The following is a 23,982-nucleotide window of genomic DNA, read 5'->3' as shown; positions in this document are numbered from 1 at the left end:
TGGAGTTTTTGCCAACCTCAAGGGTTTTTATTCTCAATATGCTCAACTTAGTTCAAGACAAATCTTATCTAAATTGAGATAAATGTGGATAGATCTTGGCGTAACACGCAAGGGAAGTGCGTGTGTGCCTCGCGTTACAATCCACGCACTTTTGCGGGCGAGGCCGCGCAGCGTCGGTACGCCGCTTTCCGCGACACTTCGCCAGTCGGCCGCCCTCGCCGGTCACACCTCGCCGGCCGCACCTAACCTCGTCGAATTACGTTGAACCAGTCCGCCATGCTCGCCACCGATACCGATCCCATAGTCGCCATTGCCACCGCGCCCGGACGCGGCGGGATTGGCGTGGTGCGCATCTCGGCGGGCCGCGCGGGCGCCGCGGCCGCCGAAATGTTGATGCAGGCGCTGACCGGCCAAACTTTAAGCGCGCGCCATGCGAGCTATGTGCCGTTCCTTGACGGCGCGGGCACGGTGCTCGACCGCGGCATTGCGCTCTACTTCCCGGCGCCGCATTCGTACACGGGCGAACATGTGCTCGAATTGCAGGGCCACGGCGGCCCGATCGTGCTGCAACTTGTTCTGCAGCGCTGTATCGACGCGGGCCGCGCGTTCGGCCTGCGCCTCGCCGAGCCCGGTGAGTTCACGCGCCGCGCGTTCCTCAACGACAAGCTCGATCTGGCGCAGGCCGAAGCCGTTGCCGATTTGATCGAAGCCAGCACCGAGGCTGCCGCCCGCTCGGCGGGCCGCTCGCTCGACGGTGCGTTCTCGCGCGACATCCACGCGCTCGTGGACGACGTCGTCACGCTGCGCATGCTCGTGGAAGCGACGCTCGACTTCCCCGAGGAAGAGATCGATTTCCTGGAGGCCGCCGACGCGCGCGGCAAGCTCTCGAAGATTCGCGCGCAGCTCGATCACGTGCTTTCGGAGGCGCGTCAGGGCGCGCTGTTGCGCGAAGGGCTCGCGGTCGTGCTCGCGGGGCAGCCGAACGTGGGCAAGTCGTCGCTGCTCAACGCGCTAGCGGGAGCGGAGCTCGCGATCGTCACGCCCGTTGCCGGCACCACACGGGACAAGATTTCGCAGACGATCCAGATCGAAGGCATTCCGCTGCACGTGATCGATACGGCGGGCCTGCGCGACACCGAGGACGAAGTCGAGAAGATCGGCATCGAGCGCACCTGGAACGAGATCGGTCGAGCGGACGTCGTGCTGCACCTGCTCGACGCGCGGGTTGGCATGACCGCCGAAGACGACACGATTGCCGGGCGCTTTCCCGCGGGTGTGCCAGTCGTGCGCGTGCTCAACAAGACGGATCTGACCGGCGTTGCGCCCGAGGTCGCCCAACGCAAGGTGAGTGATGCCGATGAGGTGTGCGAGGTGCGCCTATCGGCGAAGCAAGGCGACGGGGTTGCGCTCTTGCGCGCCGAACTGCTGCGCATCGCGGGCTGGCAGGCGGATGCGCAGAGCGTCTATCTCGCGCGCGAGCGCCATCTGATCGCACTGCGCACGGCGCGTGAACATCTTGCGCAGGCCGCGGCACACGCGGATCAGAACGCTCAGGCGCTCGATCTCTTTGCCGAAGAGCTACGGCTCGCGCAGGAGTCGCTCAATTCGATCACCGGCGAATTCACATCCGATGATTTGCTTGGGGTGATTTTCAGCCGATTTTGTATCGGCAAGTAACCGCTCGTCTCCCGTTGCCCAAGGTCGACACCATGAAACACGGCTCAGTGAAACGCTTTGTCGCATCGCTATTTTCCGTGGCCATTGCAGTCACGAGTGCATTCGCAGTGGCAGGAACGTCCACGACCAGTGACGCCCCGAAGGAGTCGTGCGCGATCGGCTACGTCACCGGCATCGGCGGATCGGCGCAAAGCTTTCGCGAATATCAGTCGAGCGACAACAAATATCGCTACCTGGCCGACAATCCCATCCAGTGCCAGGTTTCCGAGGAAGGACGCACGTCCGGCTGCGTTGGCGTGGTCAGCCTTCGCAACGAGCGCGTGAGCGTGTACGACGACAGTGGTGACACAACGATGTCGGTGGTCACGCGCGTGGAACTCGAACGCGGGACCTATCCGGTGATCATCGTCGTACGCAAACAGGACGTTCGCTGCGAGGAATGAGCGCCGCGCCGGCTCGCCAACGCCCCTCCTCGCCGCTCATATCACTTTCGCGACCGAATGGGCGAGCATCAACAGATCGTTGAACTGCGTAACCAACTCGAAGCACACGAGAAACCCGAGCACCGAAGCTGGCCCCGGAAAACGCATAACCCAGCGCAGCACCGGTGCGGCGGTACGCTCGCGCACGGAGTCCCGCGTCAAGATCCACGTAATGACAATGCCAATCGCGGCGCCGGCCAGCAGGTCAGTCGGATGGTGAAAGCCGAGATACGCACGCGGCAGGCAGATAAAGATCGCCGTATATAAAAGCGCCAATACGCCCACGGTGCGCCAAACCAGAAAAATCCCCATGGCGATTGCTGCCCATAGCATGGCGTGGTCGCTCGGAAAAGCACTGAAGCCGGTCAGTCCGCTATCGCGCAGCGATTCCATGGCGAAATGCAGGTGTAAATCCTGATTGAAGATCGGTCGTTCCCTGAACGGCAGAAAATGCGCCATGGAACGGCCAACCGCAAGCGAAATCAAGCCGCTTGCCACCGTCGCGAGTACCATCTCGCGCCGCCATTCGCGGCGCTCGCCAGGCTGAAACCAGATCCACCACAGTAATGGGATCAGTAAAAAGCCTTTGAAGGTATAAAGCCCTGCAATCACCCGTATTGCGTGATCGGCAATTGGCGGAAGGTGTATTTGTGTGAGAAAAGTCAGAATGACTAAGTCAAAAGAATTCATTTTTTGTGGGCCATTCCGCAGATTTAATCATATGAATGCGGTCTGTCACTAAAAACAAGACACGCTATTTCGCCAAAACCGCGCAGGAAATAGCGCATCGTAGGTTCCCACAAAATCCACAAGCGTAAGGAATCGAAAGCAAGTGTAAGCAACAGGCATAACTATGCGGCGCGCACAGAAACCGTCCGCCCGGAGCTCCCGCCACGTGGGGCGTGTGGCTTCGTAACCTCCCGTCACAACTCGTTTCGTTTTCCAACGAGACGCCCACCGACAATACGGGCATTGGGAGAAAACGATGAAGACAATCCGACTCTGCTGCGCAATCGCGCTGGCCATGGCGCTCGCAAGCCTCTCCGGCTGCATTGTCGCCCCGCCTTATGCCTACGCACCGGCGCCGGCTTACGGATATGGCTATGCGCCCGGCTACTATGCGGCTCCGTCAGTCGGTATTGGGGTCGGCTTCGGCGGCTACTATGGCCACGGCTGGCGACACTAAGCGCGCCCGCGCGGCACCAGGATATGTCCCGACTCAAGCCTGCTGATGAGTCATCGCGAAGGCTAGACACGCCTGCTGGCAAGGGCTCGGCGAACCGGCTGCGCGGGCCTCTCCGCCCCTATCCATTGTGATAGCTGTTCACCCTTCGCCGGCGCACTAGAGTGGCAACACGTAGCCAAAAACTAGATATAGACGGTTCTGCGGGGGCGCAAAGTGAAATTCATCGATCAGGAAATCGCGCACATCATGCGCGTCATGGTGCCGACTCTGCTTTTGGAGGGCACGGTCCCCATTCTGTCGTTTGACTATTGGCACAAGCGCCTTTCGAACCTGCTCGACACGGCTCAGCTCTCACATGCCCAGTTTCGTACGGTCGACTCGCTCATGACGCAACTTGAACGCCTTCAGGCATCCAACGCTGCAGCCTGAGTCGTCCGCCTTACCTACCCGGCCAAACCTGCTAGCCGCCTTCGCTGCGCTCTGGCATCACCAATTGACCTCGCCATGTAACCCGAGCATGGATTAGCCCGCCAAGAAGCGGGCTTTTTCTTTTTACACGCGCCGCGACGATCCCCACATAAATTCGCAGACAAAAAAATGCCGCGGCAGGAGCCGCGGCCAAGAGCTTGCCACTACTAACTACAACTACACGGCGCGAGGGGACGTCGCCGCCAAATCATTGTCGCGGGTCGCCCGGAGGCCATCAATGATTACGCGGTCGATCTGACAATCGTTAACGTTCGTGCCGGCAAGAACTTCCGACCCTCGATACGTATTTTCCCGCCAGCTTTTGCATTCGGCGGGGATCTTGAAATTGCTTCTTGTTACCTGCATGTAGGCCCACTTTCATCGGAGAATTCTGATCGTGGGAAGCCGCCCCTCCTTCATCGACGATCTCGCTCGCGACCTTTCGCCTGACAGCGCCTCTCCCCGCGCCCAAGGCGACGACGCCCTGCTCGACGCCTATTCGCGAACCGTCATCGGCGCGCTCGAGCGCGTCCAGCAATCCGTTGCCCATATCGCCGTCGAGCGCCGGGCACCCGGCAGTGACGCCGCCCGCGGTGGCAGCGGCTCGGGTTTTTTATTCACGCCCGATGGCTATCTGCTGACCAACAGCCACGTCGTGCACGGCGCAAGCACGCTGCGCGTCACGCTTGCCGATGGTTCGACCTACACTGCCGACCTTGTCGGCGACGACCCAAGCACCGACCTCGCCGTGCTGCGCATCGGTGCGTCCGAGGTCCTCCCGCACGCGGAACTCGGCGAGTCGGCGAAGTTGCGTGTCGGGCAGATCGCAATTGCCGTGGGCAGTCCGTTGGGCTTGGCGCAAACCGTCACCACCGGCGTGGTCTCCGCGCTCGGCCGCTCGTTGCGCTCGAACTCGGGCCGCATGATCTACGACGTGATTCAGACTGACGCCGCGCTCAATCCCGGCAATTCCGGCGGACCGCTCGTGAACTCGGCGGGCCAGGTGATCGGCGTGAACACAGCGATCATTCCCGGCGCGCAGGCCATCTGCTTCGCTACGGCGATCGACACCGCGAAATGGGTCATCACGCAACTGTTTGCTCACGGGCGCGTGCGGCGCGCACACGTCGGCGTTGCCGGGACCTCGGTTCCGATCGCGCGCAAGGTGCAGCGTTATTTCGAGCTCCAGACGACCAGCGGCGTGCGTGTGATGGAAATCGTCAAGGGAAGCCCGGCGGCGCTCGGTGGCCTGCGGGTGGACGATATGATCGTTGCGATCGATGGCATGGCCGTCGATGGAATCGACGCGCTGCAGCGCTTACTCGACGCTTCGCGCATCGGGCGCGAGGCCGAATTCACGGTGATTCGCCTCACTCAAAAGTTGAATCTAAAGATCACGCCCGTCGAACCGGCGGTTCTGGTGTAAGCGAGAGGCCGCTGCCGGAAAACGCGGCAGCGTAATTAATTGGCATGCCGAATTATATGGCTTACCAGCCGTCGGACTGCCCGTAGCCGCCATAGTATGGAGGAGGCGCCGGTTGCGGCGGCGCGCACGGCACATAGCGTCCCGAGTATTGGTCATAACAGCTGCTGGGCGCCGGCGCGGCGGAATAGACGGGAGCCGGCTGGGCGTAGACCGGCGCGGCAACCTGAACCGGCTCGGCGTAGACCGGCGGCGGCCCATACACGACTGCCGGCGCGCTGGTCATCGCGGCGCCTACCACCGCGCCGATCAGCGCGCCGCCAACCAGCGCCCCCACCACGTCACCGCCCCGGTCGTGCGCGCTGGCCGGGCCAGTCACTGCCAGGCAGCCCGCCGTTACCAGTAGTACCGCTGCAATCTTTCGCATGTCGTTCTCCTTGAGAACCGTTCGAAAACATGCGAGCGATTGTGGGTGCGAAGCGCGGATACAGGTGCTGCAAGTGGTAACGACGCATTACGTCCGCGATGAATGACGCGGATACGCGTGCAGATTGCGAGGGTTGGCAGCAGGCGCAGGCACGCGCAGCGATCGATTCATCGCGACATGCACCAGGTCTGCCATGAGTTGGGGCAAGCGGGTTGGGGCAAGCGACGCCAGCCGCGTGGCGCGCGAGCGATTTGCCCGGGATTCAGCCCGGGTGGTAGTCCTGCCACTGGGGCTCAGTGGTGCAGGATACTGCGCAGCGGATGACGCCAATCGATATGAGGAGCCCCCGCTTGCACGCGCTGCCTATGCTCCTCGAGGATTTCGTCCGAAAACAGGAAAACGACAATGACGAGGGGAATAACCAGAAACGCGCCCAGAATTACGTGTTCGATCACGATAACCTCCCGGTTGTCAAGCGGTTGCAATTTCATTGTAGCCGGAAAGCTACAGTTTGCGCGACAGGTGGTGATCGATTCCCGTGAGCGAAGGTGGGCCGCCGCACGTACTCAGGCCGCCGACTTCTTCCAGACGGCCGCGAAAAGCCCCGCGCCAATCAGCAACGAGCCGCCAGTACGATTGACGAGGCGCTGTACGCGCGGGCTGCGCACCGCCTTGCGCGCGGCCGCCGCGAGCAGCGCGTAGCCGAACGCGTTGAGCGTGGCGAGCGCGAGGAACGTGGCCTCGAATATGACGATCTGCGGCATCGCGGCCGTATGCGGGTCGATGAATTGCGGCACGAACGCGACGAAGAAAATGATGCTCTTCGGGTTGAGCGCGGTGACCGCGTAAGCATGCGCGAAGATTCGGCCCGTACGGGTTTCGGAGGTATCGGGCGCGTCGGCGGCGGCAATGGGGGCGCGCCAGAGCTTGATGCCCAGATAAATCAGATAGGCGGCGCCGACCCACTTGAGCATCGAAAACAGCGCAGCCGAGGCGGCAAGGATCACGCCGAGGCCGAGCATGGACGCCGTCATGGCGGTGAAGTCGCCGAGCGCGACACCTGCGGTCGTCGCCAGCGCGTAACGACGCCCGTGGCCAAGCGCGTAGGAGACGACGAGCAAGACCGTGGGCCCGGGAATGGCGACGAGAATGGCCGACGCAATTGCGAACGGCAACCAGTGAGCGAGGGACATGGGTTTCTCCAGTGGGGAAGCCCGATTTATCCACGAAGATCGCGGCGATGCAAGCGAAGGAGAGGGCGCGCTTTACGCGCCGGGTGCGAGGGAAAACCACGCATTCCGCGCGACGCTGGCATCGTTTTTATTCTGCATCCGCTGACTAAATGGCCTTGCGCCCAGGTATCCGCGCCTCGACTTTATGTGCGCCGCGTCATGCGGCTGAAAATCGGATGAAAACGGCGGATTCGCGCATTTTGCATCGGCGTTGGGTCAAGCTTGGCGCGTTACTGCTGCACTCGCACACAAGTTCTTCTTGCAGTCCTTTTGCGGTCTTCTAGATTTAAAAAAGTGTGTCTTGCGTAGAAGTTAAATACATAGCTAACCTGAGTATAAGCCTGCGGCTCTGTACGGAATCGGAGTAATCCGTAAAGTGCCAACTCTGATAAGACAGGAGACAACCATGAAAATGCTATTCGCGATGACCGCATTCACCGCCGGTCTCTTTTGTGCCGTTTCCGCTCAAGCGCAGGATTCCGCATTGAAGCCGCAGCAAACCGTTCAGCTCAAGCCCGGCTCGTATGGCTGCCTCTCGAAGGACAAGCTCGACGCCGTGTCCCTGCACGAGCAGGCTGGCGAGCACCAGCAAATGCAGGAATATTTCGCCGATTATCGCTGCCTCTCGACGCCCGAGAACCAGTCGTTCCGCATAGTGCGCGTGGTGGGCCACGACGTCGAGTTCGTCAATGCGGCGAACACCGACGACCAAGGCCTCTGGACCACCGACCGCTTCATCAAGCAGTAATGCGTAGTACCCGCGAGCCGCCCGCCATGGGCGGCTCGCGCGCCCCGACCGGGCCTTCAATCCAGTCGGTCGTACGCCGGTCGTACGCCTTTAACCGACTCATCATCGGCCCATCCGCCTCACCCCCGTCATTGCGCCGTCATTTTCGCGACTGACCATCGCGATGATCCGGTACGTCGCTATCCGATGAATCCGGCACAGGATCTGCTGGAAACTCGCTATCATGTGCGGCTTTTGCGCGGCGCGGAATTCACACGGGATTCGCGCCTATCCGATATGGCACTCAAATCGACCATCTACAAGGCAGAACTGCAGATCGCGGACATGGACCGGCATTACTACGCCGACCATGCGCTCACCATCGCATGTCATCCGTCCGAAACCGACGAGCGGATGATGGTGCGCATCGCCGCGTTCGCGCTGTTCGCCAGCGATCGTCTCGAATTCAGCAAGGGCCTGTCGGACACCGATGAGCCCTCGCTCTGGTGCAAGGACTACACCGGCGCGGTGCAGACCTGGATCGAAGTGGGGCAGCCCGACGAGCGCCGCATCGCCAAAGCGAGCGGGCGTGCCGAGGAGGTGATCGTGATCGCCTACGGCGGGCGGACCTCGGATATCTGGTGGCAGGGCGTGCGCAGCAAGGTGGAGCGGCTGCGCAACGTGACCGTCTGGTCGCTGGGCGAGGGCGTGGCGGCGTCGCTCGGAGCTCTGGCGGAACGGACGATGCGCCTTCAGTGCACCGTGCAGGACCGCACTGCATGGATCGGCAATACCACGAGCGAGCCCGTTGCGGTCGAATGGACCGTCTTCAAGGCGCCTGAGAACGTCTGATCTGGCGGGCGCTCCCGCCGGTGCTTACGGGCCGCCCGTGTCGCAATCAACGTGCCGGGGGCCCTTTCAACTCGACCATATTGCCCTCGGGATCGAACAGATAAAGCGACGGCCCGTAGCCTTCCGCGCCAAAACGCTCGACCACTTCACCCGGGCGCGCGCCCATCTGCGTGAGCCAAGCCTTGAGCGCGTCGCCATCGAACGGTTCCACGCGCAGGCATAGATGATCCATGTTGCCGGCAGCGCCTGATGGCGCCGCGCCGCCGTCGCGGTCGAGCGCACCGCCGATCGCGGCGAGATCAACCAGCGAGCGGCCTGCGCGCAATTGCACGAGCCCCAATTTTTTCTCCTCACGCTCGACGCGGCAGCCCAGCACGTCGCAATAGAAGCGCGTCATGGCGGCGAGATCGGCCGCGCGAATGACAACGTGATCGATTTCGCGAATCTGGATAAGCATGGTTCTCCCCGAAGCGGCGCACGTGGGCGCGATCCACACAGTGTAGGGGAGGGAAATCAGGCGGAAAATGGCGAAGCGAGCGTACGCCGGGCGGCGGGGAAGGGCGACGAAACCGCGGGACGAAAAAAAGCCCGCTACTGTGAGCGGGCTTAATCCATATCAGGAGGAGACATGGAGGAGACAGGAATCACTATACACAGCGACCTGACGCGGCGCAACAAGTTTTTAAGGGAAAACCCGCAATTGGGCGAAATTGTCGCAGTCGCCACCTCGCTTTTATGGCAGGCGATTGCTGGCCGGGCATCAGCCGCCTGGTCGTCGGGCCAGATCATCTGAACGACAGCGCAAGATCCGGCAGGCCGGCATGTGTACGAGCCGTTACAGTGGGACCATCGAATCCGCCATTTCCGGGAGCCACGAAATGAACGCCATTCCGACCGCCGCTCGCGGCGAGCTCGCCGCTGTCTTCGGGTCCGTCCCCGCATTGACCACCGATAGCGAGCGCTGGGCCGCCATCACGGCGCGCGACGCGCGCGCCGACGGCCAGTTCTTCTACGCCGTGCGCACGACCGGGGTGTTTTGCCGTCCGTCCTGCGCATCGCGCCTGCCGCGCCGCGAGAACGTCGAGTTCTTCGTCGATGCCGACGCCGCTCGCGCGGCCGGCTACCGCGAGTGCAAGCGTTGCCGCCCCGGCGGTCTGCCGCGCGAGCTCGAGATCGTGCGGCGCGCCTGCACCGCCCTCGACGCCGATCCCCAGGCGCGTCTCACACTCGCGCAGCTCGGCGAGGCCGTGCACCTGAGTCCGTTCCATCTGCAGCGCCTTTTCAAGCGCGTGCTGGGCGTCTCACCGCGCCAATACCAGGCGGCGCGCCGAGGCGCCGTGCTGCGCGAAGCGCTCGCGCAAGGCGCCGACGTCACGCGCGCGAGCGCCGACGCGGGCTTCAACTCGTCGTCGCGGCTCTACGAGAGCGTGGCGGGAGAGCTGGGCATGGCGCCGTCGGCGTTCCGCCGGAAAGGTGCGGGCCTCACGATCCGCTATGCGGGTGCCGCCACGCCGCTCGGGCGCGTGCTCGTCGCGGCAACGGACAAGGGCATCTGCCGGATCGCATTCGGCGACGATCCCGGCGAGTTGAGCACAAATCTAGTGGCCGACTTTTCGAACGCACGTTGCATCGAGGACGCGGCGGGACTCGCGCCTTTCGTCGCGCAGATCGACGCCTATCTGCATGGCCGCAGCGAGCACATCGAGCTACCGCTCGACATCGCCGCGACGGCATTCCAGCAGCGGGTCTGGGACGCGCTCCAGCGTATTCCGTACGGCGAAACGCGCAGCTACACGCAGATCGCCGAAACGCTCGGCGCGCCGCGCGCGGTACGCGCCGTGGCAAGCGCGTGCGCATCGAACCCGGTGGCGCTGGCGATTCCCTGTCACCGCGTCGTGCAAAAGGGCGGGGCGCTCGCCGGCTACCGCTGGGGGCTCGCGCGCAAGGCGGCGCTGATCGACGCCGAAGCGCGCGCGGGCGAAGTCCACGTCGCGGCCACAGGACAGGCCGGCGACCCGCTATCGCACGAAACGAAGCCAGGTGCAAAACGGGACTCGAAACGGGACTCGAAGCGCGGCCGTGCCGCGACGCCGGAGACCACCGCTTGAGCGCCGTCCTGCCGAACGAACCACAACAACCGCGAAGCGACGGCCCGGAGCCAGGCGCTACCTTCGAACTGCCGTTTCGCGCACCCTACGACTGGCCACGCATGCTGCGCTTTCTGGCGGGACGCGCGACGCCGGGCGTCGAAGCCGTGGAGGACGGCGCGTGGCTGCGCGCGATCGACCTCAATGGCGCGAGCGGCACGCTCGCCGTGCGCCGCCATGCGCGCAAGCACTGCCTCGTTGTCGAAGTCGATGGGCCGGTGAGCGCCCATGCAGCCGCACTGGCCGCGCCGCTGGCGCGCATCTTCGACGTGCAAGCCAATCCGGCCACGATAGGCGCGGGCCTTACCACTGATCCGTGGCTCGCGCCGCTCGTCGCCGCCGCGCCGGGGCTGCGCGTGCCGGGAGCGTGGTCGGGCTTCGAACTCGTGGTGCGCGCGATCGTCGGTCAGCAGGTGAGCGTGAAGGCCGCGACGACCATCGTGGGGCGACTCGTCGAGCGTGTGGGCAAGCGCATCGAGGGTCACGCGCATGCGCGCACCGCATGGCGCTTTCCCACGCCTGCCGCGCTGGCCGCCGCCGACCTTGCCGGGATCGGCATGCCGGGCAAACGGGTGGCCGCGCTACAGGGATTCGCGGCGGCCGTGGCGAGCGAGGCGCTCGTTATCGAACGTCCCACGGAACGTGCACCGGAGCTCGCGCCTGCGCACGATGCCTCGCCTCGTAACGCCGGCAAGCGGCGCAATCGCCATGACGAGCCCGAAGGTGATCCCGCTAATGATCCCGCCGCCCAGCGCGCCGCCCTCGACGCCATGCGCGCCGGATTGCTCGCACTGCCTGGCATCGGCCCCTGGACGGTTGAGTACGTGGCAATGCGCGCCTGGCGCGACGCCGATGCGTGGCCCGCCACCGACCTCGTGCTGATGCAGGCCATCGCCGCGCGCGACCCCGCGCTCGTGCGCGCGACGCAGCAGCGCGCGCGCACCGACGCCTGGCGACCGTGGCGCGCCTACGCCGCGATGCACCTGTGGAATGAGATCGCCGATCGGGCCGGCGCGGCGCGCGGCGGCTAGCGGGCCGGCCGCAAAGCACCGCCCGAAGGGGCCCGAAGCAGGTCTTTCAGCGAGATGTTAAAGTGCCCGCTACCGAAAATCCCTTGTCGGCGGCGCGTGCAGCACCGCGTCGTCGCCCAGAGCCCGACCCGCCCTTCAATGCCAGACACGACCTCTACACGCACGAACGACGTTCTCACGCAGCGCCTTTCCGTGCTGAGCGCCGGGCCGCATCGCGACGCGCTCACGCGCGGTCTGCGCGGCATCGAAAAAGAAAGCCTGCGGGTGACGCGCGATGGCAAGCTCGCCACGACGCCGCATTCGGCGGCGCTTGGCTCTGCGCTCACGCATCCGTCGCTCACGACCGACTATTCGGAAGCGCTGGTCGAGATCATCACGCCCGCCGAGCGCGACGCGTCCATCACGCTCGAGAAGCTCGACGAGCTCCATCGCTTTGTCTACGCGACGCTCGCGCGCGACGGCGAGATGCTGTGGAACGAGTCGATGCCGGGCCTCCTGCCCGCCACCGACGACGGCATTCCCATCGCCCACTACGGCAGCTCGAACATCGGCCGCCTCAAGTACGTCTACCGCATGGGGCTCGCACTGCGTTACGGCCGCACCATGCAGTGCATTGCGGGCATCCACTACAACTATTCGCTTGACGAAGACGTGTGGCGCGCGCTGCACGCGCACGAGCAGTCTGCGGCCACGCCGACCGACTATCAGTCGGAGCGCTACCTCGCGCTGATCCGCAACTTCCGCCGTACGAGCTGGCTGCTGATGTATCTGTTCGGCGCCTCGCCGGCGCTCGATGCGCGCTTCCTGCGCGGCCGCGCGCACGCGCTCGACACCTTCGACGCCGACACGCTCTATCTGCCTTACGCGACGAGCCTGCGCATGAGCGACCTCGGCTACTCGAACACCACGGGCCAGGCCGCGCTGCACGCCGACTACGACACGCTGCCGGGCTACCTCGACGCGCTCACGCAGGCGGTGAGCCAACCGTATCCGCCATATGAAGCCATTGGCACGCATCGCGACGGCGAGTGGGTGCAGATCAACACCAACGTGTTGCAGATCGAAAACGAGTTCTATTCGACGATCCGCCCGAAGCGCGTCACGTATCCGGGCGAGCGGCCGCTGCATGCGCTCGCCGCGCGCGGCGTGCAATACGTCGAGGTGCGCTGCATGGACATCGATCCGTTCGAGCCCACCGGCATTTCGCTCGAAGCCGCGCGTTTTCTCGACGCCTACCTGCTCACCTGCGCGCTCGAAGAAAGCCCGCCGTTGCCCGCAGCCGACTACGCACAGGCGAACGAGAATTTCGGCCTCGTCACGAAGGAAGGGCGCCGCCCGGGCCTCGAGCTCAAGCGTGGCAACGACACGGTCTCGATGCAGGATTGGGCCGCCGAGCTGCTTTCGAAGATCGAGCGCAGCGCCGCCGTGCTGGACGCGCTGCGCGGTGGCGACGAGCATGCACGCTCAGTCGCGGCACAGCGCGCGAAACTCGCCGATGCATCGCTCACGCCCTCCGCGCGCGTGCTGGAAACGATGCGCGGCAATCAGCAATCCTTCCTGCAATTTGCGCTCGCGCAAAGCGAGCGCCATGCGGCGCATTTCCTCTCGCGCCCGCTTGCTCCCCAGGCGATGGCACAATTCGAGGCGCTCGCGCGCGAGTCGCTGGAAGAACAGGCGAAGCTCGAGCGTGAAGAAGTGGGCTCGTTCGACGCCTTCGTGACCGCGTATCGCGCCTTCACGCTCAACCGCTACAGCGTTTAACCCTGTGCTTGTGGAGTGTTTCGGGCATTCCACTTGCTCGAAACACCGGCGTGCGGGCGTGGTCCAACGATGCATGGGCAGTACGTCCCGGCATCCGCCGACGCCCCCGCATGCCAACCACAAGATAACCGGGCCGCGCATGACGCGAGCCCATACAGGGAGGAACCACACGATGAAACGAATCCTGCCGATTCTGTTCTGCGCAGCGCTAGCGGCCTGCGCGCCGCGCGGCCAGGTCAACCCCGACGTCATGCAGATCGCCACCGCGCCGCTCACCTGCAGCGACAAGCCGCAGTGCGACATCTGGTGGCAACGTGCCCAGGACTGGGTGCGCGACCATTCGAAGTACGAAGTGCAAACCGTAACCGACACGCTGATCCAGACCGCCGGCCCCGGCGGCGGCAAGCGCGCGCTCGCCTACGAAATCACGCGGACTCACAACAGCGACGGCACGACCACCATCGGCTTCGCGGCCCATTGCGACAGTTCGCTCGGCTGCAAGCCCGATCCTTGGGCGGCCGGCGCGGCGTTCAAGCAGTACGTGCGCACGGGCATCGAACAGCCGATCCAGGGAACGGGCAACGACGCGGACAACCCTGACGCGGAGGCTGCGGACACGGGCGCTGCATCGTCGGTTGGGGCGCGCGCGGCGAATGAAGCCAAGTGAGCTCGACTCGCTCGCACCGCGTGGTTGGACATATTCCGAATCGAATCACTTCGATTGTGCATTTAAGCATTATCTGATTGGGTGACGTGTCGAGGGGTCGTATTGTGGCTCTGCTTCGGCGTGCGCCGGACGACAGTACATTCCTCTTCCATCCTTCGAATCAGAAAATGAAAATGCGACTTCTGCCAGCCAGCGCACTGGCTGCCCTTATCGTCGTCGCGGCTGGTTGCACGACCGCGTCAGGCCCGACCTACAACCTCGACATTGTGACGCTCGCCAACGGCTCGCAGGCGTACCGCGTACAGTGTCTGGGCCTGCTGGAAAGCTCGATGGCCTGTATGAAGAAGGTCACCGAGATTTGCGGCAACAAGGAACCGCTGCGAGTCTCCTCGACCGACCGCGCCGCGTCCGGATTCAAGCCCGAAAACGACCCGCGCGAAATCATGTTCGTTTGCCAGGCGCCGCAGCCCGTTGTCCAGGCACCGCCGCCGCCCCCGCCGCCGGTTGTCGACACGCAACCGCGCACCGTCACGCTGAACGCCGACGCGAACTTTGAAATCAACAAGTACAACCTGCTGCCGGCAGGCAAGCAGGCACTCGACAAGTTCATCGCAGATAGCGACGGCGTGAACATCGGCACGGTCGTGATCGACGGCCATACGGACTCCACGGGCTCGAAGGCACTGAACGACCGCCTCTCGCTGCGCCGCGCGGAAACCGTGCGCAACTATCTGCAGTCGCATGGATTGCATGCCGGCCAGTACCAGGTTCACGGCTATGCGGCCACGAAGCCCGTCGCCTCGAACGCAACGGCTGCAGGCCGCGCGCAAAATCGCCGCGTCGAAATTCAGACGAGCGGTGTCACCGCACGCTAAGACACCACGTCGAGCGTCACGCTCATCACGGCAGCAACTGCACACGCCCGCGTTTATCGCGGGCGGTCTTCACGGGATCGTCTGTGGGCCATCAGTGGCCCATTGCCGGTCCCGCTCCCTTTCTGGGCTTCGTAATCCAGACCAGCGCCGCAAGCACGACGAACATCGCGCATGAGATGCGGAAGAAGTCGTTGGTCGCCATCATGTAGCCCTGGGCCGTTACCACTTCATTGAGCTTCGCGGTCAGGCTCGGCCCCGCGTAGCCGAGACTCGTCAACGCATCGCTGTACGCGCTGGTGTTGGGCGAGTACACACTCACCGACTCCGAAAGCACCGCGTGGTGATAGATCGCGGAGTTCTCCCAGAACGTCGTGCTCGCTGCCGTTCCAATCGCGCCCGATAGCGTGCGCAAGAAGTTGGACAGCCCCGAAGCGCTCGCGAGGCGCTCATCGGAGATGCTCGACAGCGTGATGGTCGTCATCGGCACGAAGAAGCACGCCACGCCGATGCCCTGCACGAGACGCGGCAAGATCACCTGGCTGAACGGCACGTCGAGCGTGAACGTGGCGTTCCATAGCGATACGCCGGCGAACACGATGAACGCGAAGCTTGCCACCATGCGCAGATCGAGTTTGTGCATATTGCGGCCGATCAGTGGCGAGAGCACGAGCGCGAGCAGGCCCACCGGCGCTGTCGCGAGACCCGCGACGCCAGCCGTGTAGCCCATCACCGTTTGCAGCCAGAGCGGGAAGATCACGACCGAGCCGAAGAACGCCATGAAGCCGAACGAGATGATCAACGCGCCGAGCGCGAAGTTGCGGTCGCGAAAGAGCGAGAGATCGACGACCGGCTCCTTCTCGGTGGCTTCCCACGCGAGCATGAACGCCAGCGATACCGCCGCGATGATTGCGAGCGCGACGATGAACTTCGAGTTGAACCAGTCGCGGTCCTTGCCGAGGTCGAGCATCATCTGCAGACACGACACGCCGATCACGAGCAGCGCGAGGCCCACGGCGTCGATGCGCTGCTTCGTGGTCTTCGTTTCGCGCCCGCGCAGCAGCAGGAATGCGCAAGCACCCGAGAAGAGCCCGATCGGCACGTTGATGTAGAAGATCCACGGCCATGTGTAGTTGTCCGTGATCCAGCCGCCCATGACCGGGCCGAAGATGGGCGCGACGATCACTGTCATGGCCCAGAGTCCCAGCGCGAGCCCGCGCTTCTCGGGCGGGTAGGAGCGCATGAGGATCGTTTGCGAGAGCGGCACCATCGGGCCGGAAACAAGGCCCTGCACAAGACGGAAGGCGATCAGCGTCTCGAAATTGGAAGCGAAACCGCAGGCCGCCGAGGCGATCGTGAACAGGATCACCGAAAGCGTGAACAGCCTCACTTCGCCCACCCGCCGCGCGAGCCAGCCTGTGAGCGGCACGGCAATTGCCGAGGCGACCGAATACGAGGAGATCACCCACGTGCCTTCGCTGTTGGCGACGCCGAGCGTGCCGGAGATGGTCGGCACGGCGACGTTGGCGATCGAGGTATCGAGCACCTCCATGAAGGTGCCGAGCGCGAGGCCCACGGTCAGCAGCGCGAGCTTGCCGCCTGAGAACGGCGCGGGCTCCGCGCTGGCAGGAGCGGGGGGTGCGGGAGAGGCAGGCGCGGCGGTGGAGGCGTCCATTTTCAGGGTCCTTGCTCGGCGTCTGCCGAGGTTTCCGGTTCAGGCGGCAGTCCGCAAGTTCATGTCGAGGCATTGACTGCCCAGACAGCTATTTATCCGCAATACGACGCGGTCGAGGTGAAATTTATCCGGCGCCAAGACGCCACGACATCCGCCTCATACCTTCTCGTGATCTTCGTCAGATGCTTTGGATGGCACGTCCGCGCCGCCTTCGACATGGCTGCACACCATCGAAGTGTCCGCATCGTTCGCGATGAAACGTTGCAGCAGGCTGACGAGCGTGGTCACTTCGTCGGCAGAAAAACCGCGTAGCTGGTCGTTCATCACCGAGGCGATCAGATCCGGCAATTGCTGCGCGGCGTCACGCCCGAGCGGCGTGAGCGCCAGTTCGACCACACGACGGTCCGCATGACTGCGCTGGCGTACGAGAAAGCCTTTTTTCTCCAGCCGGTCGAGCATGCGGGTCATCGACCCGGTGTCGTACGACAGCACGCGCGACATTTCATTGGGCGTACGGGCATGCTCGAACCACAGCAGCAAAATCACGCCGATCTGCGACGAGGTCAGCCCCAGCGGCGCGACGGCGCGGTCCATCCGCGCGGCCAGCACGTTACGGGCCGTCGACAGGAAATAGCCGAGGCTCGGCACCACACCGACCTTGCCTGGCACATAGGTACCGTCGCTCATGGGAAAGTCGCTCTCATGCATCTCGAAGACAGGCGAATTCTAGCCCGTTATATGTCTGCCTGGGCAGGCAAATTAGGTGACGCATCAGCCGTCGATTTATCGCCATCGCAGCATAAAAACAACAGCACATTTGACGCAATGCAAAGTGTGTTGTGGTTTGATTGCATAGTCAATATTATGACAGGCAAGCACTTCATCCCCTCGTATTCCCCAATTCTCCTGTTGATTGCGCCATGCTGTACCTCAAAAACGCGCTCGGCGGCATCGGCCGCTCGGTCTCCTGCACTGCGCGGCTTGCTTTCATGCAAACCGGCGGCGCGGCGCGTTGGCGCAAGTTCGCACTCTATGCAGCGATGTTCGTGCTGCCTGGCGGCTCGATTGCCGTCGCGCTGATGGTGTGGGCTGACCGGCGCCGCGCTCAGCGAGACGGGGCTGGCACGTCCATGGTGGCGAGCGGTGTCACGCCGCCCGCAACGAGCCCAGTCGCGGCCGCCATGCAAGCAGCGGCGGCGACCACGGCGGCAGCCAAAGCCGCCTGTTCCGGCGTCCAGGTTGCGTGCCGCGCCAACACCACGCGTGGCGCGCGCACGCGCGCGGGCAGAGCCGCGCTGCACGCCGTTCACGCGCTGAGTCGCTGGCGCCGTAACGACGCGTAATTTGCGATCGGCGCGCGGTAACACATCCCCGCCCATTCCCGGCTTACCCTTGCAGGTTCCGCGCTGCGCGCGGCGCGTGCGCTACCATTGCCGCAGCTTGCCAGCCCTTCGAACCGGGCCGGCCCATCGCATTGCTGCAGGACGCACCACGCCGCGCGTGTTCGCGCATCGGCTATGCGCGACGTTTGCCCGGTTCGCCAGCCGCATCGACAGGAATTCCTTGCATGTCTTGCCGTTTCGTCCCTCCCGGCCATCACGTTTCTCGCCGTAGCCGCGCCGTGCGCCAGGCGCCCAGGTTTGCCCTGCTGTGCGCGGCGGCCGCGCTCACGTTCCAGTTGACCGGCTGCGCCGTGGGTCCCGACTATCACAAGCCGGCTGCGGCAGTGCCCGAGTCCTACAAGGAAGCGCCCGAAGGCTGGAAGACCGCGCAACCCGCCGACACCGCTGACCGCGGCCCCTGGTGGCTCATTTACGACGACGCGCAGCTCAACGGGCTAATGGACCAGCTCAACGCCAGCAACCAGACTGTCGCGCAATACGCCGCCGCGTATCGCCAGGCGCGCGCGCTGGTGGGCGAGGCGCGCGCGGCGTATTTCCCGGTGGTGAGCGCGTCGTTCTCGGGCTCGCGCGCGCGCAGCCCCGCGCGCGTCTCGAACTCCAATAGCAACGGCTTTACGGGCAGCGGCTCGATCTCGAACAACGTCAACCTCGGACTCGACGCGACCTGGGAACCGGATCTCTGGGGCAAAGTGAGCCGCACGGTCAGCGCACAGGAGGCCGGCCAGCAGGGCGCCGCCGCCGATCTGGCCAACGCGCGCCTTTCGGCGCAGGCCACGCTCGCGCAAACCTGGTTCGCGCTGCGCTCGCTCGACGCTCAGCAAAAGCTGCTCGACGACACCGTCGCCGCTTATCAGAAGTCGCTGCAGCTCACGCAGAACCAGTACGCGCAGGGTGTGGCGGGCCGTGCCGACGTGATCCAGGCGCAAACGCAATTGCAGTCGGCGCAAGCCGCCGCCATCGACAACGGCGTGGCACGCGCGCAGGACGAACACGCGATTGCCGTACTGGTTGGCAAGCCAGCTTCGGCATTCTCGATCCCCGCGTCTGCGCTTACGGCCACGCCGCCCACGGTGCCGGTCACGATGCCTTCGGCGCTGCTCGAACGGCGCCCCGACATCGCCTCGGCGGAGCGCAAGGCGGCGGCCGCGAACGAGCAGATCGGCATAGCGATCTCCGCGTTCTTTCCCACGCTGACGCTCTCGGCGAGCGGCGGCTTCGAAAGCTCGGTGCTCTCGCAGTTGCTTTCCATGCCGTCGCGCTTCTGGACGCTCGGGCCGTCGCTTGCGGCCACGGTATTCGACGCGGGCCTGCGCCGCGCACAAACCGAAGCGGCGCGCGCGGCCTATGACCAGCAGGTCGCGGCTTACCGGCAGACCGTGCTGGCCGCGTTCCAGGACGTCGAGGACAACCTCGCGTCGCAGCGCATCCTCGCACAGGAAATCGTGGTGCAGCAGCAGGCCGTGGAATCGGCTCAGCACGCGCTGCGGATCGTCACGAACGAATACAAGGCGGGGACGACCGATTACCAGAACGTCCTGTCGTCGCAGACCACCGCGTTCACGGCGCAGCAAAAGCTCGCGAGCATCGCGGGGCAGCGCATGGTGTCGTCGGTCGGGCTCGTGAAGGCGCTCGGCGGCGGCTGGGACGTCTCGCAGATGGATCAGGAAACCGGCGGTGTAGCGGCGCCCGCGCCCGTCGCGGCGTCAGATGCCGCTGCGTCAGGTGCGCAGGGCATCGCGCCTTCCTCGCATGGCGCCATGCAGGACGCGGCGATGCAGGGCGCTCGGCCGCAGTAAGCGCGGCTGCACCATGCACCCTGGCGATTCAGGGCGTTAGCGCATGAAGGTCAGCGCCACGGCTCCGGTCCCGGTGGGCCGCCCCAGCAGGTTCAGCAACCCCGCCAGATTCTCGCGCTGATCGGGCGTCGCGCTCGCGGTGCCGTTGAACGATGCCGACGTGCGCGAGAACGTGCCGTGCCCGTCGAGCAGCAACGGCCCCTTCTGCGTGCTCAGATCGAGCGTCGACGACGCGCCCTGCGCCTGCAGCACCGCCTCGTACGAGCCCAGCGGCTTCACCAGCGAGACGCGCGAGCTCATGTCGCCGAGCGTGACGGTCAGCCGCCCGAACGCATCGGTGCCGAATACGCGCCAGGGGCTCCACGCGAGCCGCACATTGCCATCCAGATCGAGCGTGTTGAACGGCGCGCCAAGGCCCGCGAGCAACGACGCGGGCACCGCGATCGCGCCTGGCGTGACCGTCGCGCCGCGCAAGGTCGCTTCGACGTCGACAGGGTCGGGCATGGCCTCGGTCTGGCGCATCTGCATGCGCACGCGGCCCGTGAGGAGCGCCCAGAACGACGTGCTCCATTCGATGCGGCCCGGCAGGAGCGTCGCGCCCTGCACGTCGTGGCCGGCAGCTAGCATGAGCGTGGCCGAGCCGCGCCAGAGCGAGCCTTGCGGATCGACGAGGTTGACGTGGCCCTGGGTCGCGCGCGCGAACTGCGGCGCGATCCACGCGGCGGGCAGCCGCACGAGCAGCACCGCGCCCACGGACAACACGGCTACGAATAGCCAGGGCAACACGGCGCGTGCGCGCCGCATCCAATAAGACATTCGAGGAATCTCCTGTCGACCAGAGTTGGTGCTTTAGCTGTCGGCAGGAGTTAGTGCTTCAGCACTTACTCCTGCCCCATGCAAAGCTCTTACTCTGGTCCCATGCAAGGCTGTCGATCGCACTTGGAGCAAAGCGCCTAGTGCGCTCCCATGCTTCGCGGTCGACCGCGTTTCGCGCGTTAGTGCGTGTTCGCCGGCTGCAGCGACGCGGTCAAATCGACCTGGCCGTCGGCTTTCAGCGCCGTGATATGGGCCTCGACCACCTGCACCTTGTACTGCTTGCGCACGTCGTCGAGCCAGGCGGCCCAGGCCGGGAACGAGGCATTCTTCATTTGCACCTGCGCCGTCGTGCCGATCAATTGCACCTGCGCGCCCGGCATGCCGTGGTCGGAGAGCGATGCAGTGAGCGCATCCTTGAGCGCCTGGCCACCCGGCGCGACGCTCGCCGCAGCGCCTGCGAGCGCGCGCGCCTCGTCGGCCTGCGCGGTCATCTGCGCAAGCTGGCGCTGCATCGCGGGCAAGTTCTCGCGCAGGCGCGCGCGGCCGGCCGCCGCCGGCTGCCAAAGCACCGAATAGCCGATCGCCACGGCCAGCACCGCGCCACCCCACGTCAGCAGCATTTTTTCGCGCGCGGTGCGGACTTCCCAAAAGTTGCTCCACTGGTCGCTCAAGGTCTGCGCCCATGCGCTGCTCGAACCGGTTGTCTTCACGATGCGCTCCTGATCGTCCATTTGCCGCTACTGCTGTCCTGCGTAGCCGCAAGACCATTGCGCGCGAGACGCTTGTTCAAGTCGGCGTCGACGTTGACGCCGGGCTTGAAGGTCACGTCGAGTCGCCGGTCGTGATAGTCGAGCGCCGCAATTGCATTCGCGGGCACCGGCCCGAGCGAGCGCGCAAAGCCGTCGGCGAGCACGAGGAAATCGTCGGGCGAGGGCTCGCCCGCAGCCACGCGCAGTTGCGAAAGCTGGCGCGCCATCTGCCCGGCGGGATCGAGCACCACCGTGGTCTTCGGGAAAGCGTTGAGCAGCAGTTCGGTCATCTGCGTGTTGATGGCATCGCGCTGACGCGCAAACATCAGCCACTGCACGTTCGCACCGATGATTGCCACCACGAGCGAGGCCGCTACCAGCACGACGGGCACGCGCAGCCGGCGCAGCGTCGCGCGATCGAGACTCCACGGCTGCACCGCGAACTCGAACTGGCAGAGGTCGAATTTGCACGCGAGCGCGCGCTTTGCGAGCGTCTCGAAGCCGAGCGGCCGCGCGCCGGGCAGCGCAGCCGCGAGTGCGGCTTTGTCGGCGGCGCTCGCGGGCTCGCCTGGCACCCCCGTCAGCACGTAGCGCGTAACGGGGGCATCGCCGGCCAGCGCCTCCACAGTCGCGGCAAGGCTCGCCGCCGGCACTGCGAAGCCTTCAGCCGTCGCGCCGCGCGCGATCGTGAGTTCGAGCAGCGCGCCAGATGCGCGTGCGGTGGTGCTTGATACAGCGGTCCCCACGTCAGGCAGCAGCGCGGGCGCAGTCGACATGACCGGGCCGAATACGCAAGCCGTTACAGGGCCACTCGCACTATCGGCGCCGTTGGCACTGCCTGCGCCACCGGCGGCGGCTTCGGCATGGTCGGCGGAATCGGTGGAGTCGGCCGGCATGGAGGGCTCGCCTGCGTGCGCGTCCGCTTGCAGCGCTTGCGCAGCAGCAGCGCCGGCAACGCTCGCCGCATCGGGCAGGCAGCGCGCCACCGGCACCGCACGCAGGTTGCGGTGCCCCGAGCCGGTAAAGCCTTCGACGAGGAAGCGAAACCACCCGCGATCGACCGCCGCGACCGTCTGCATCCCGCCGGGCAAGCGCGCGGGATCGAGCGCGAGATGGCAAGTCTGCGCGTCCTGAATCAGATGATCCTCGACGACGTTCGGCAGCGCCTGGCGCAGCCGCGGCCCCTTGAGCGGCGGCACGGTGGCGGCAATCATGAGCAGATCGCGCGCGGCGATCAGCAGCACGGTGGCCGACGCCTTCGGCAACAGGCCGAGCGCCGCCCGGCCTGCGCGCTGCGTCTGGCCCGCTTTGTCGAGCAGCACGAACGGCAGTTCAGGCAGTTGCCATTCCTGCGAATGGACCGCCGGATCGCGCGGCGGCATCAGGACGATCAGCGTGCTCAAACGCACCTCTTTTCGATGTTGGACGGGTACGGTTTCATGGTTCGTCGCGCACGCGCACGATGCGCGTCGTATGGGTAAGCGGGTCGCGCCACACGAGCGTGGTGCGGTCCACCACGGCGCGCTCGTGCTGCACACGTCCATGGACCACAAAATAGCTTGTATTGACGTCGCATTGCGTCGAGTCGACGCTGGTTTGTCCGGCCCCCGCGCCTTGCAGCGCGAGCTGCACGTCGGCGAGGTTATGGAAGAACACAGTCTGGCGCCGCGCCACGAACGCCTGCGCGCTCGAGAGGCTCATGCCCGGCACGATCGCCGCGATCACCTCGGCGCTGGCCGTATTCATGTTCACGGGCGTCGTGGTGGGCAGGACCGTCACGAACGGGCGCAGACGCGCGACGATGTCGGGCGTGAAGCCTGGCACGTCGAGCAGCGAATCGGTGCTCGTCATGAGCAGCGGCGCGACGGCGCTGTTGGAGTCGGCATCGGACAGGCCGGGGTTGTCGGTGAAGTTCGCACCGCCTCCCGTGCCGCCCTCGACTTGCTGCGCGCTCCCGGCCGTGCCGGTGCTGCCCGAGGCCGTGGCGCCAGTCTGAAAGCGCGTGATCGAGTGGACGAGACCCGCGCGCAGATAGACGGCTGCATTCTTCGCGAGCTGGCCGTCGATGCCAAGCAGTTGCAAGAGGTGCGCGAACGCCTGGATCTGCGCGAGATTGAGCTGCAACGCGCCGGGCGCGGAAGCAGACACGAGATTGCGCAGATTGAAGCGCGCCTGCGCGTCTTCGATAGAGCCGGAAAGCCAGGTGTCGGCGCCCTGTTCCGCGCGCGCTTGGCCAATCTGGCCCAGGAAGTCGGAAAGGCGCGTCTTCGCGACCGGCATGCCCCACGCGCCGCCCAGATAGGTCACGCCCGCCGAGGTGTCGCCCTCGGAACGCAGCACGAGGCGCGTCCAGTCGAGCGCGGCGCGCGCGATCCATTGTCCCTGCGCGAGCAGCCGCTGATTTTCGATGCGCCGCACCTGCACCTGCTGACGCCACAGCATGCCCGAGACGAGAATCGCGGCAAGCGCGACCACCAGCAGCGCGGTGATGATCGCGGCGCCGCGCTGGCGACGACGGCACGCGGTGGCGCGTACAGCGGGACAAGCTGCGTTACGAGCAGGGAAGCGGAGAATTCGATGCTGTCGCATGC

26 protein-coding genes are annotated in these 23,982 nt (G+C 65.1%); 15 read left to right on the top strand and 11 right to left on the bottom strand.

The window, feature by feature from the left end; genetic code table 11:
- Positions 1-276 precede the first annotated feature (276 nt).
- On the top strand, positions 277-1,677 hold the full coding sequence (gene mnmE, locus HV773_RS05825; RefSeq protein ID WP_129563429.1) for a tRNA uridine-5-carboxymethylaminomethyl(34) synthesis GTPase MnmE: 1,401 nt from the start codon (positions 277-279) through the stop codon (positions 1,675-1,677).
- Positions 1,678-1,709: 32 nt separating this feature from the next.
- Complete coding sequence (locus tag HV773_RS05820; protein WP_246282214.1) at positions 1,710-2,120, top strand: hypothetical protein; 411 nt, start codon at positions 1,710-1,712, stop codon at positions 2,118-2,120.
- A gap of 36 nt (positions 2,121-2,156) precedes the next feature.
- Here HV773_RS05820 and HV773_RS05815 read toward each other — a convergent pair whose 3' ends face one another.
- Positions 2,157-2,849: a phosphatase PAP2 family protein gene (locus HV773_RS05815; protein WP_129563236.1), complete on the bottom strand. Its 693-nt coding sequence runs from the start codon at positions 2,847-2,849 to the stop codon at positions 2,157-2,159.
- A 295-nt stretch (positions 2,850-3,144) separates the two neighbouring features.
- On the opposite strand from HV773_RS05815, the gene HV773_RS05810 reads away from it, so the two are divergent.
- From HV773_RS05810 to HV773_RS05800, 3 genes are all read left to right on the top strand, one after another.
- Positions 3,145-3,345 (top strand): hypothetical protein, encoded by a 201-nt coding sequence (locus HV773_RS05810; RefSeq protein WP_129563235.1) that lies wholly within the window; start codon positions 3,145-3,147, stop codon positions 3,343-3,345.
- A 213-nt stretch (positions 3,346-3,558) separates the two neighbouring features.
- Positions 3,559-3,774, top strand: coding sequence for a hypothetical protein (locus tag HV773_RS05805; RefSeq protein WP_129563234.1), 216 nt, complete (start codon positions 3,559-3,561; stop codon positions 3,772-3,774).
- Positions 3,775-4,210: 436 nt separating this feature from the next.
- Positions 4,211-5,239 (top strand): S1C family serine protease, encoded by a 1,029-nt coding sequence (locus HV773_RS05800; protein ID WP_129563233.1) that lies wholly within the window; start codon positions 4,211-4,213, stop codon positions 5,237-5,239.
- 61 nt (positions 5,240-5,300) lie between these two features.
- Here HV773_RS05800 and HV773_RS05795 read toward each other — a convergent pair whose 3' ends face one another.
- The 3 genes from HV773_RS05795 to HV773_RS05785 all read right to left on the bottom strand — a co-directional run bounded on the left by HV773_RS05795 (position 5,301) and on the right by HV773_RS05785 (position 6,856).
- On the bottom strand, positions 5,301-5,663 hold the full coding sequence (locus tag HV773_RS05795; protein WP_129563232.1) for an ecotin precursor: 363 nt from the start codon (positions 5,661-5,663) through the stop codon (positions 5,301-5,303).
- 293 nt (positions 5,664-5,956) lie between these two features.
- A complete protein-coding gene (locus HV773_RS05790) occupies positions 5,957-6,118 on the bottom strand; it encodes a hypothetical protein (protein ID WP_165976530.1) in 162 nt (53 codons plus the stop codon).
- Positions 6,119-6,229: 111 nt separating this feature from the next.
- Positions 6,230-6,856, bottom strand: a complete 627-nt coding sequence (locus tag HV773_RS05785; RefSeq protein WP_129563231.1) for a LysE family translocator — start codon at positions 6,854-6,856, stop codon at positions 6,230-6,232.
- Positions 6,857-7,301: 445 nt separating this feature from the next.
- Between HV773_RS05785 and sap1 the strand changes: the two genes are divergently transcribed.
- Positions 7,302-7,643, top strand: a complete 342-nt coding sequence (gene sap1, locus HV773_RS05780; protein WP_174220069.1) for a surface attachment protein Sap1 — start codon at positions 7,302-7,304, stop codon at positions 7,641-7,643.
- Between the two features lie 276 nt (positions 7,644-7,919).
- Positions 7,920-8,474 carry a YaeQ family protein gene (locus tag HV773_RS05775; RefSeq protein ID WP_129563230.1) on the top strand — a complete coding sequence of 185 codons (555 nt, stop codon included), beginning with the start codon at positions 7,920-7,922 and terminating at the stop codon, positions 8,472-8,474.
- Positions 8,475-8,520: 46 nt separating this feature from the next.
- Here HV773_RS05775 and HV773_RS05770 read toward each other — a convergent pair whose 3' ends face one another.
- Positions 8,521-8,931 carry a VOC family protein gene (locus HV773_RS05770; protein ID WP_129563229.1) on the bottom strand — a complete coding sequence of 137 codons (411 nt, stop codon included), beginning with the start codon at positions 8,929-8,931 and terminating at the stop codon, positions 8,521-8,523.
- Positions 8,932-9,102: 171 nt separating this feature from the next.
- On the opposite strand from HV773_RS05770, the gene HV773_RS05765 reads away from it, so the two are divergent.
- From HV773_RS05765 to HV773_RS05740, 6 genes are all read left to right on the top strand, one after another.
- Positions 9,103-9,267 carry a hypothetical protein gene (locus HV773_RS05765; RefSeq protein ID WP_160113470.1) on the top strand — a complete coding sequence of 55 codons (165 nt, stop codon included), beginning with the start codon at positions 9,103-9,105 and terminating at the stop codon, positions 9,265-9,267.
- 85 nt (positions 9,268-9,352) lie between these two features.
- Positions 9,353-10,582, top strand: a complete 1,230-nt coding sequence (ada, locus tag HV773_RS05760; RefSeq protein ID WP_129563228.1) for a bifunctional DNA-binding transcriptional regulator/O6-methylguanine-DNA methyltransferase Ada — start codon at positions 9,353-9,355, stop codon at positions 10,580-10,582.
- Positions 10,579-11,652: a DNA-3-methyladenine glycosylase family protein gene (locus HV773_RS05755; protein ID WP_227875336.1), complete on the top strand. Its 1,074-nt coding sequence runs from the start codon at positions 10,579-10,581 to the stop codon at positions 11,650-11,652. The genes ada and HV773_RS05755 overlap by 4 nt, the downstream gene beginning before the upstream one ends.
- Before the next feature lie 138 nt (positions 11,653-11,790).
- On the top strand, positions 11,791-13,413 hold the full coding sequence (gshA, locus tag HV773_RS05750) for a glutamate--cysteine ligase (RefSeq protein ID WP_129563227.1): 1,623 nt from the start codon (positions 11,791-11,793) through the stop codon (positions 13,411-13,413).
- 172 nt (positions 13,414-13,585) lie between these two features.
- On the top strand, positions 13,586-14,080 hold the full coding sequence (locus HV773_RS05745; RefSeq protein WP_227875335.1) for a DUF859 domain-containing protein: 495 nt from the start codon (positions 13,586-13,588) through the stop codon (positions 14,078-14,080).
- Between the two features lie 167 nt (positions 14,081-14,247).
- The gene (locus tag HV773_RS05740; RefSeq protein ID WP_129563226.1) at positions 14,248-14,955 is read left to right on the top strand and encodes an OmpA family protein; all 708 of its coding nucleotides are present in this window, start codon (positions 14,248-14,250) and stop codon (positions 14,953-14,955) included.
- 91 nt (positions 14,956-15,046) lie between these two features.
- Here the strand turns inward: HV773_RS05740 and HV773_RS05735 are convergent, their stop codons facing one another.
- Positions 15,047-16,627: a DHA2 family efflux MFS transporter permease subunit gene (locus HV773_RS05735; RefSeq protein ID WP_129563225.1), complete on the bottom strand. Its 1,581-nt coding sequence runs from the start codon at positions 16,625-16,627 to the stop codon at positions 15,047-15,049.
- A gap of 156 nt (positions 16,628-16,783) precedes the next feature.
- Positions 16,784-17,314, bottom strand: a complete 531-nt coding sequence (locus tag HV773_RS05730) for a MarR family winged helix-turn-helix transcriptional regulator (RefSeq protein WP_129563224.1) — start codon at positions 17,312-17,314, stop codon at positions 16,784-16,786.
- 233 nt (positions 17,315-17,547) lie between these two features.
- Here HV773_RS05730 and HV773_RS05725 point away from each other — a divergent pair, with 233 nt between their 5' ends.
- Positions 17,548-17,970 carry a hypothetical protein gene (locus HV773_RS05725; RefSeq protein WP_129563223.1) on the top strand — a complete coding sequence of 141 codons (423 nt, stop codon included), beginning with the start codon at positions 17,548-17,550 and terminating at the stop codon, positions 17,968-17,970.
- A gap of 224 nt (positions 17,971-18,194) precedes the next feature.
- Positions 18,195-19,826 (top strand): efflux transporter outer membrane subunit, encoded by a 1,632-nt coding sequence (locus tag HV773_RS05720; protein WP_129563222.1) that lies wholly within the window; start codon positions 18,195-18,197, stop codon positions 19,824-19,826.
- A gap of 36 nt (positions 19,827-19,862) precedes the next feature.
- Here HV773_RS05720 and HV773_RS05715 read toward each other — a convergent pair whose 3' ends face one another.
- The 4 genes from HV773_RS05715 to gspK form a co-directional block, all read right to left on the bottom strand.
- The gene (locus HV773_RS05715) at positions 19,863-20,642 is read right to left on the bottom strand and encodes a type II secretion system protein N (RefSeq protein ID WP_129563221.1); all 780 of its coding nucleotides are present in this window, start codon (positions 20,640-20,642) and stop codon (positions 19,863-19,865) included.
- 179 nt (positions 20,643-20,821) lie between these two features.
- Positions 20,822-21,352 carry a type II secretion system protein GspM gene (gene gspM / locus HV773_RS05710; protein ID WP_377729798.1) on the bottom strand — a complete coding sequence of 177 codons (531 nt, stop codon included), beginning with the start codon at positions 21,350-21,352 and terminating at the stop codon, positions 20,822-20,824.
- Positions 21,349-22,794 (bottom strand): type II secretion system protein GspL, encoded by a 1,446-nt coding sequence (gene gspL, locus HV773_RS05705; protein WP_129563219.1) that lies wholly within the window; start codon positions 22,792-22,794, stop codon positions 21,349-21,351. The genes gspM and gspL overlap by 4 nt, the downstream gene beginning before the upstream one ends.
- 34 nt (positions 22,795-22,828) lie before the next feature.
- Entirely contained in the window at positions 22,829-23,980 is a 1,152-nt protein-coding gene (gspK, locus tag HV773_RS05700; RefSeq protein ID WP_377729766.1) for a type II secretion system minor pseudopilin GspK, read from the bottom strand.
- Positions 23,981-23,982: the final 2 nt, after the last annotated feature.

The sequence above is a fragment of the Paraburkholderia caffeinitolerans genome, assembly GCF_902859945.1.
In the GTDB taxonomy this organism is placed as follows: Bacteria; Pseudomonadota; Gammaproteobacteria; order Burkholderiales; family Burkholderiaceae; genus Paraburkholderia; species Paraburkholderia caffeinitolerans.
The sequence above is the reverse complement of the archived record's forward strand: the minus strand, read 5'-3'. Positions and strand labels throughout refer to the sequence as shown.

What these genes read in the sequence shown, in the direction of transcription:
- mnmE (WP_129563429.1), top strand. Translation starts at nt 277, where the DNA reads ATGCTCGCCACCGATACCGATCCCATAGTCGCCATTGCCACCGCGCCC.
- HV773_RS05820 (WP_246282214.1), top strand. Translation starts at nt 1,710, where the DNA reads ATGAAACACGGCTCAGTGAAACGCTTTGTCGCATCGCTATTTTCCGTG.
- HV773_RS05815 (WP_129563236.1), bottom strand. Translation starts at nt 2,849, where the DNA reads ATGAATTCTTTTGACTTAGTCATTCTGACTTTTCTCACACAAATACAC.
- HV773_RS05810 (WP_129563235.1), top strand. Translation starts at nt 3,145, where the DNA reads ATGAAGACAATCCGACTCTGCTGCGCAATCGCGCTGGCCATGGCGCTC.
- HV773_RS05795 (WP_129563232.1), bottom strand. Translation starts at nt 5,663, where the DNA reads ATGCGAAAGATTGCAGCGGTACTACTGGTAACGGCGGGCTGCCTGGCA.
- HV773_RS05785 (WP_129563231.1), bottom strand. Translation starts at nt 6,856, where the DNA reads ATGTCCCTCGCTCACTGGTTGCCGTTCGCAATTGCGTCGGCCATTCTC.
- sap1 (WP_174220069.1), top strand. Translation starts at nt 7,302, where the DNA reads ATGAAAATGCTATTCGCGATGACCGCATTCACCGCCGGTCTCTTTTGT.
- HV773_RS05775 (WP_129563230.1), top strand. Translation starts at nt 7,920, where the DNA reads ATGGCACTCAAATCGACCATCTACAAGGCAGAACTGCAGATCGCGGAC.
- HV773_RS05770 (WP_129563229.1), bottom strand. Translation starts at nt 8,931, where the DNA reads ATGCTTATCCAGATTCGCGAAATCGATCACGTTGTCATTCGCGCGGCC.
- HV773_RS05765 (WP_160113470.1), top strand. Translation starts at nt 9,103, where the DNA reads ATGGAGGAGACAGGAATCACTATACACAGCGACCTGACGCGGCGCAAC.
- ada (WP_129563228.1), top strand. Translation starts at nt 9,353, where the DNA reads ATGAACGCCATTCCGACCGCCGCTCGCGGCGAGCTCGCCGCTGTCTTC.
- gshA (WP_129563227.1), top strand. Translation starts at nt 11,791, where the DNA reads ATGCCAGACACGACCTCTACACGCACGAACGACGTTCTCACGCAGCGC.
- HV773_RS05745 (WP_227875335.1), top strand. Translation starts at nt 13,586, where the DNA reads ATGAAACGAATCCTGCCGATTCTGTTCTGCGCAGCGCTAGCGGCCTGC.
- HV773_RS05740 (WP_129563226.1), top strand. Translation starts at nt 14,248, where the DNA reads ATGAAAATGCGACTTCTGCCAGCCAGCGCACTGGCTGCCCTTATCGTC.
- HV773_RS05735 (WP_129563225.1), bottom strand. Translation starts at nt 16,627, where the DNA reads ATGGACGCCTCCACCGCCGCGCCTGCCTCTCCCGCACCCCCCGCTCCT.
- HV773_RS05730 (WP_129563224.1), bottom strand. Translation starts at nt 17,314, where the DNA reads ATGAGCGACGGTACCTATGTGCCAGGCAAGGTCGGTGTGGTGCCGAGC.
- HV773_RS05725 (WP_129563223.1), top strand. Translation starts at nt 17,548, where the DNA reads ATGCTGTACCTCAAAAACGCGCTCGGCGGCATCGGCCGCTCGGTCTCC.
- HV773_RS05720 (WP_129563222.1), top strand. Translation starts at nt 18,195, where the DNA reads ATGTCTTGCCGTTTCGTCCCTCCCGGCCATCACGTTTCTCGCCGTAGC.
- HV773_RS05715 (WP_129563221.1), bottom strand. Translation starts at nt 20,642, where the DNA reads ATGTCTTATTGGATGCGGCGCGCACGCGCCGTGTTGCCCTGGCTATTC.
- gspK (WP_377729766.1), bottom strand. Translation starts at nt 23,980, where the DNA reads ATGCGACAGCATCGAATTCTCCGCTTCCCTGCTCGTAACGCAGCTTGT.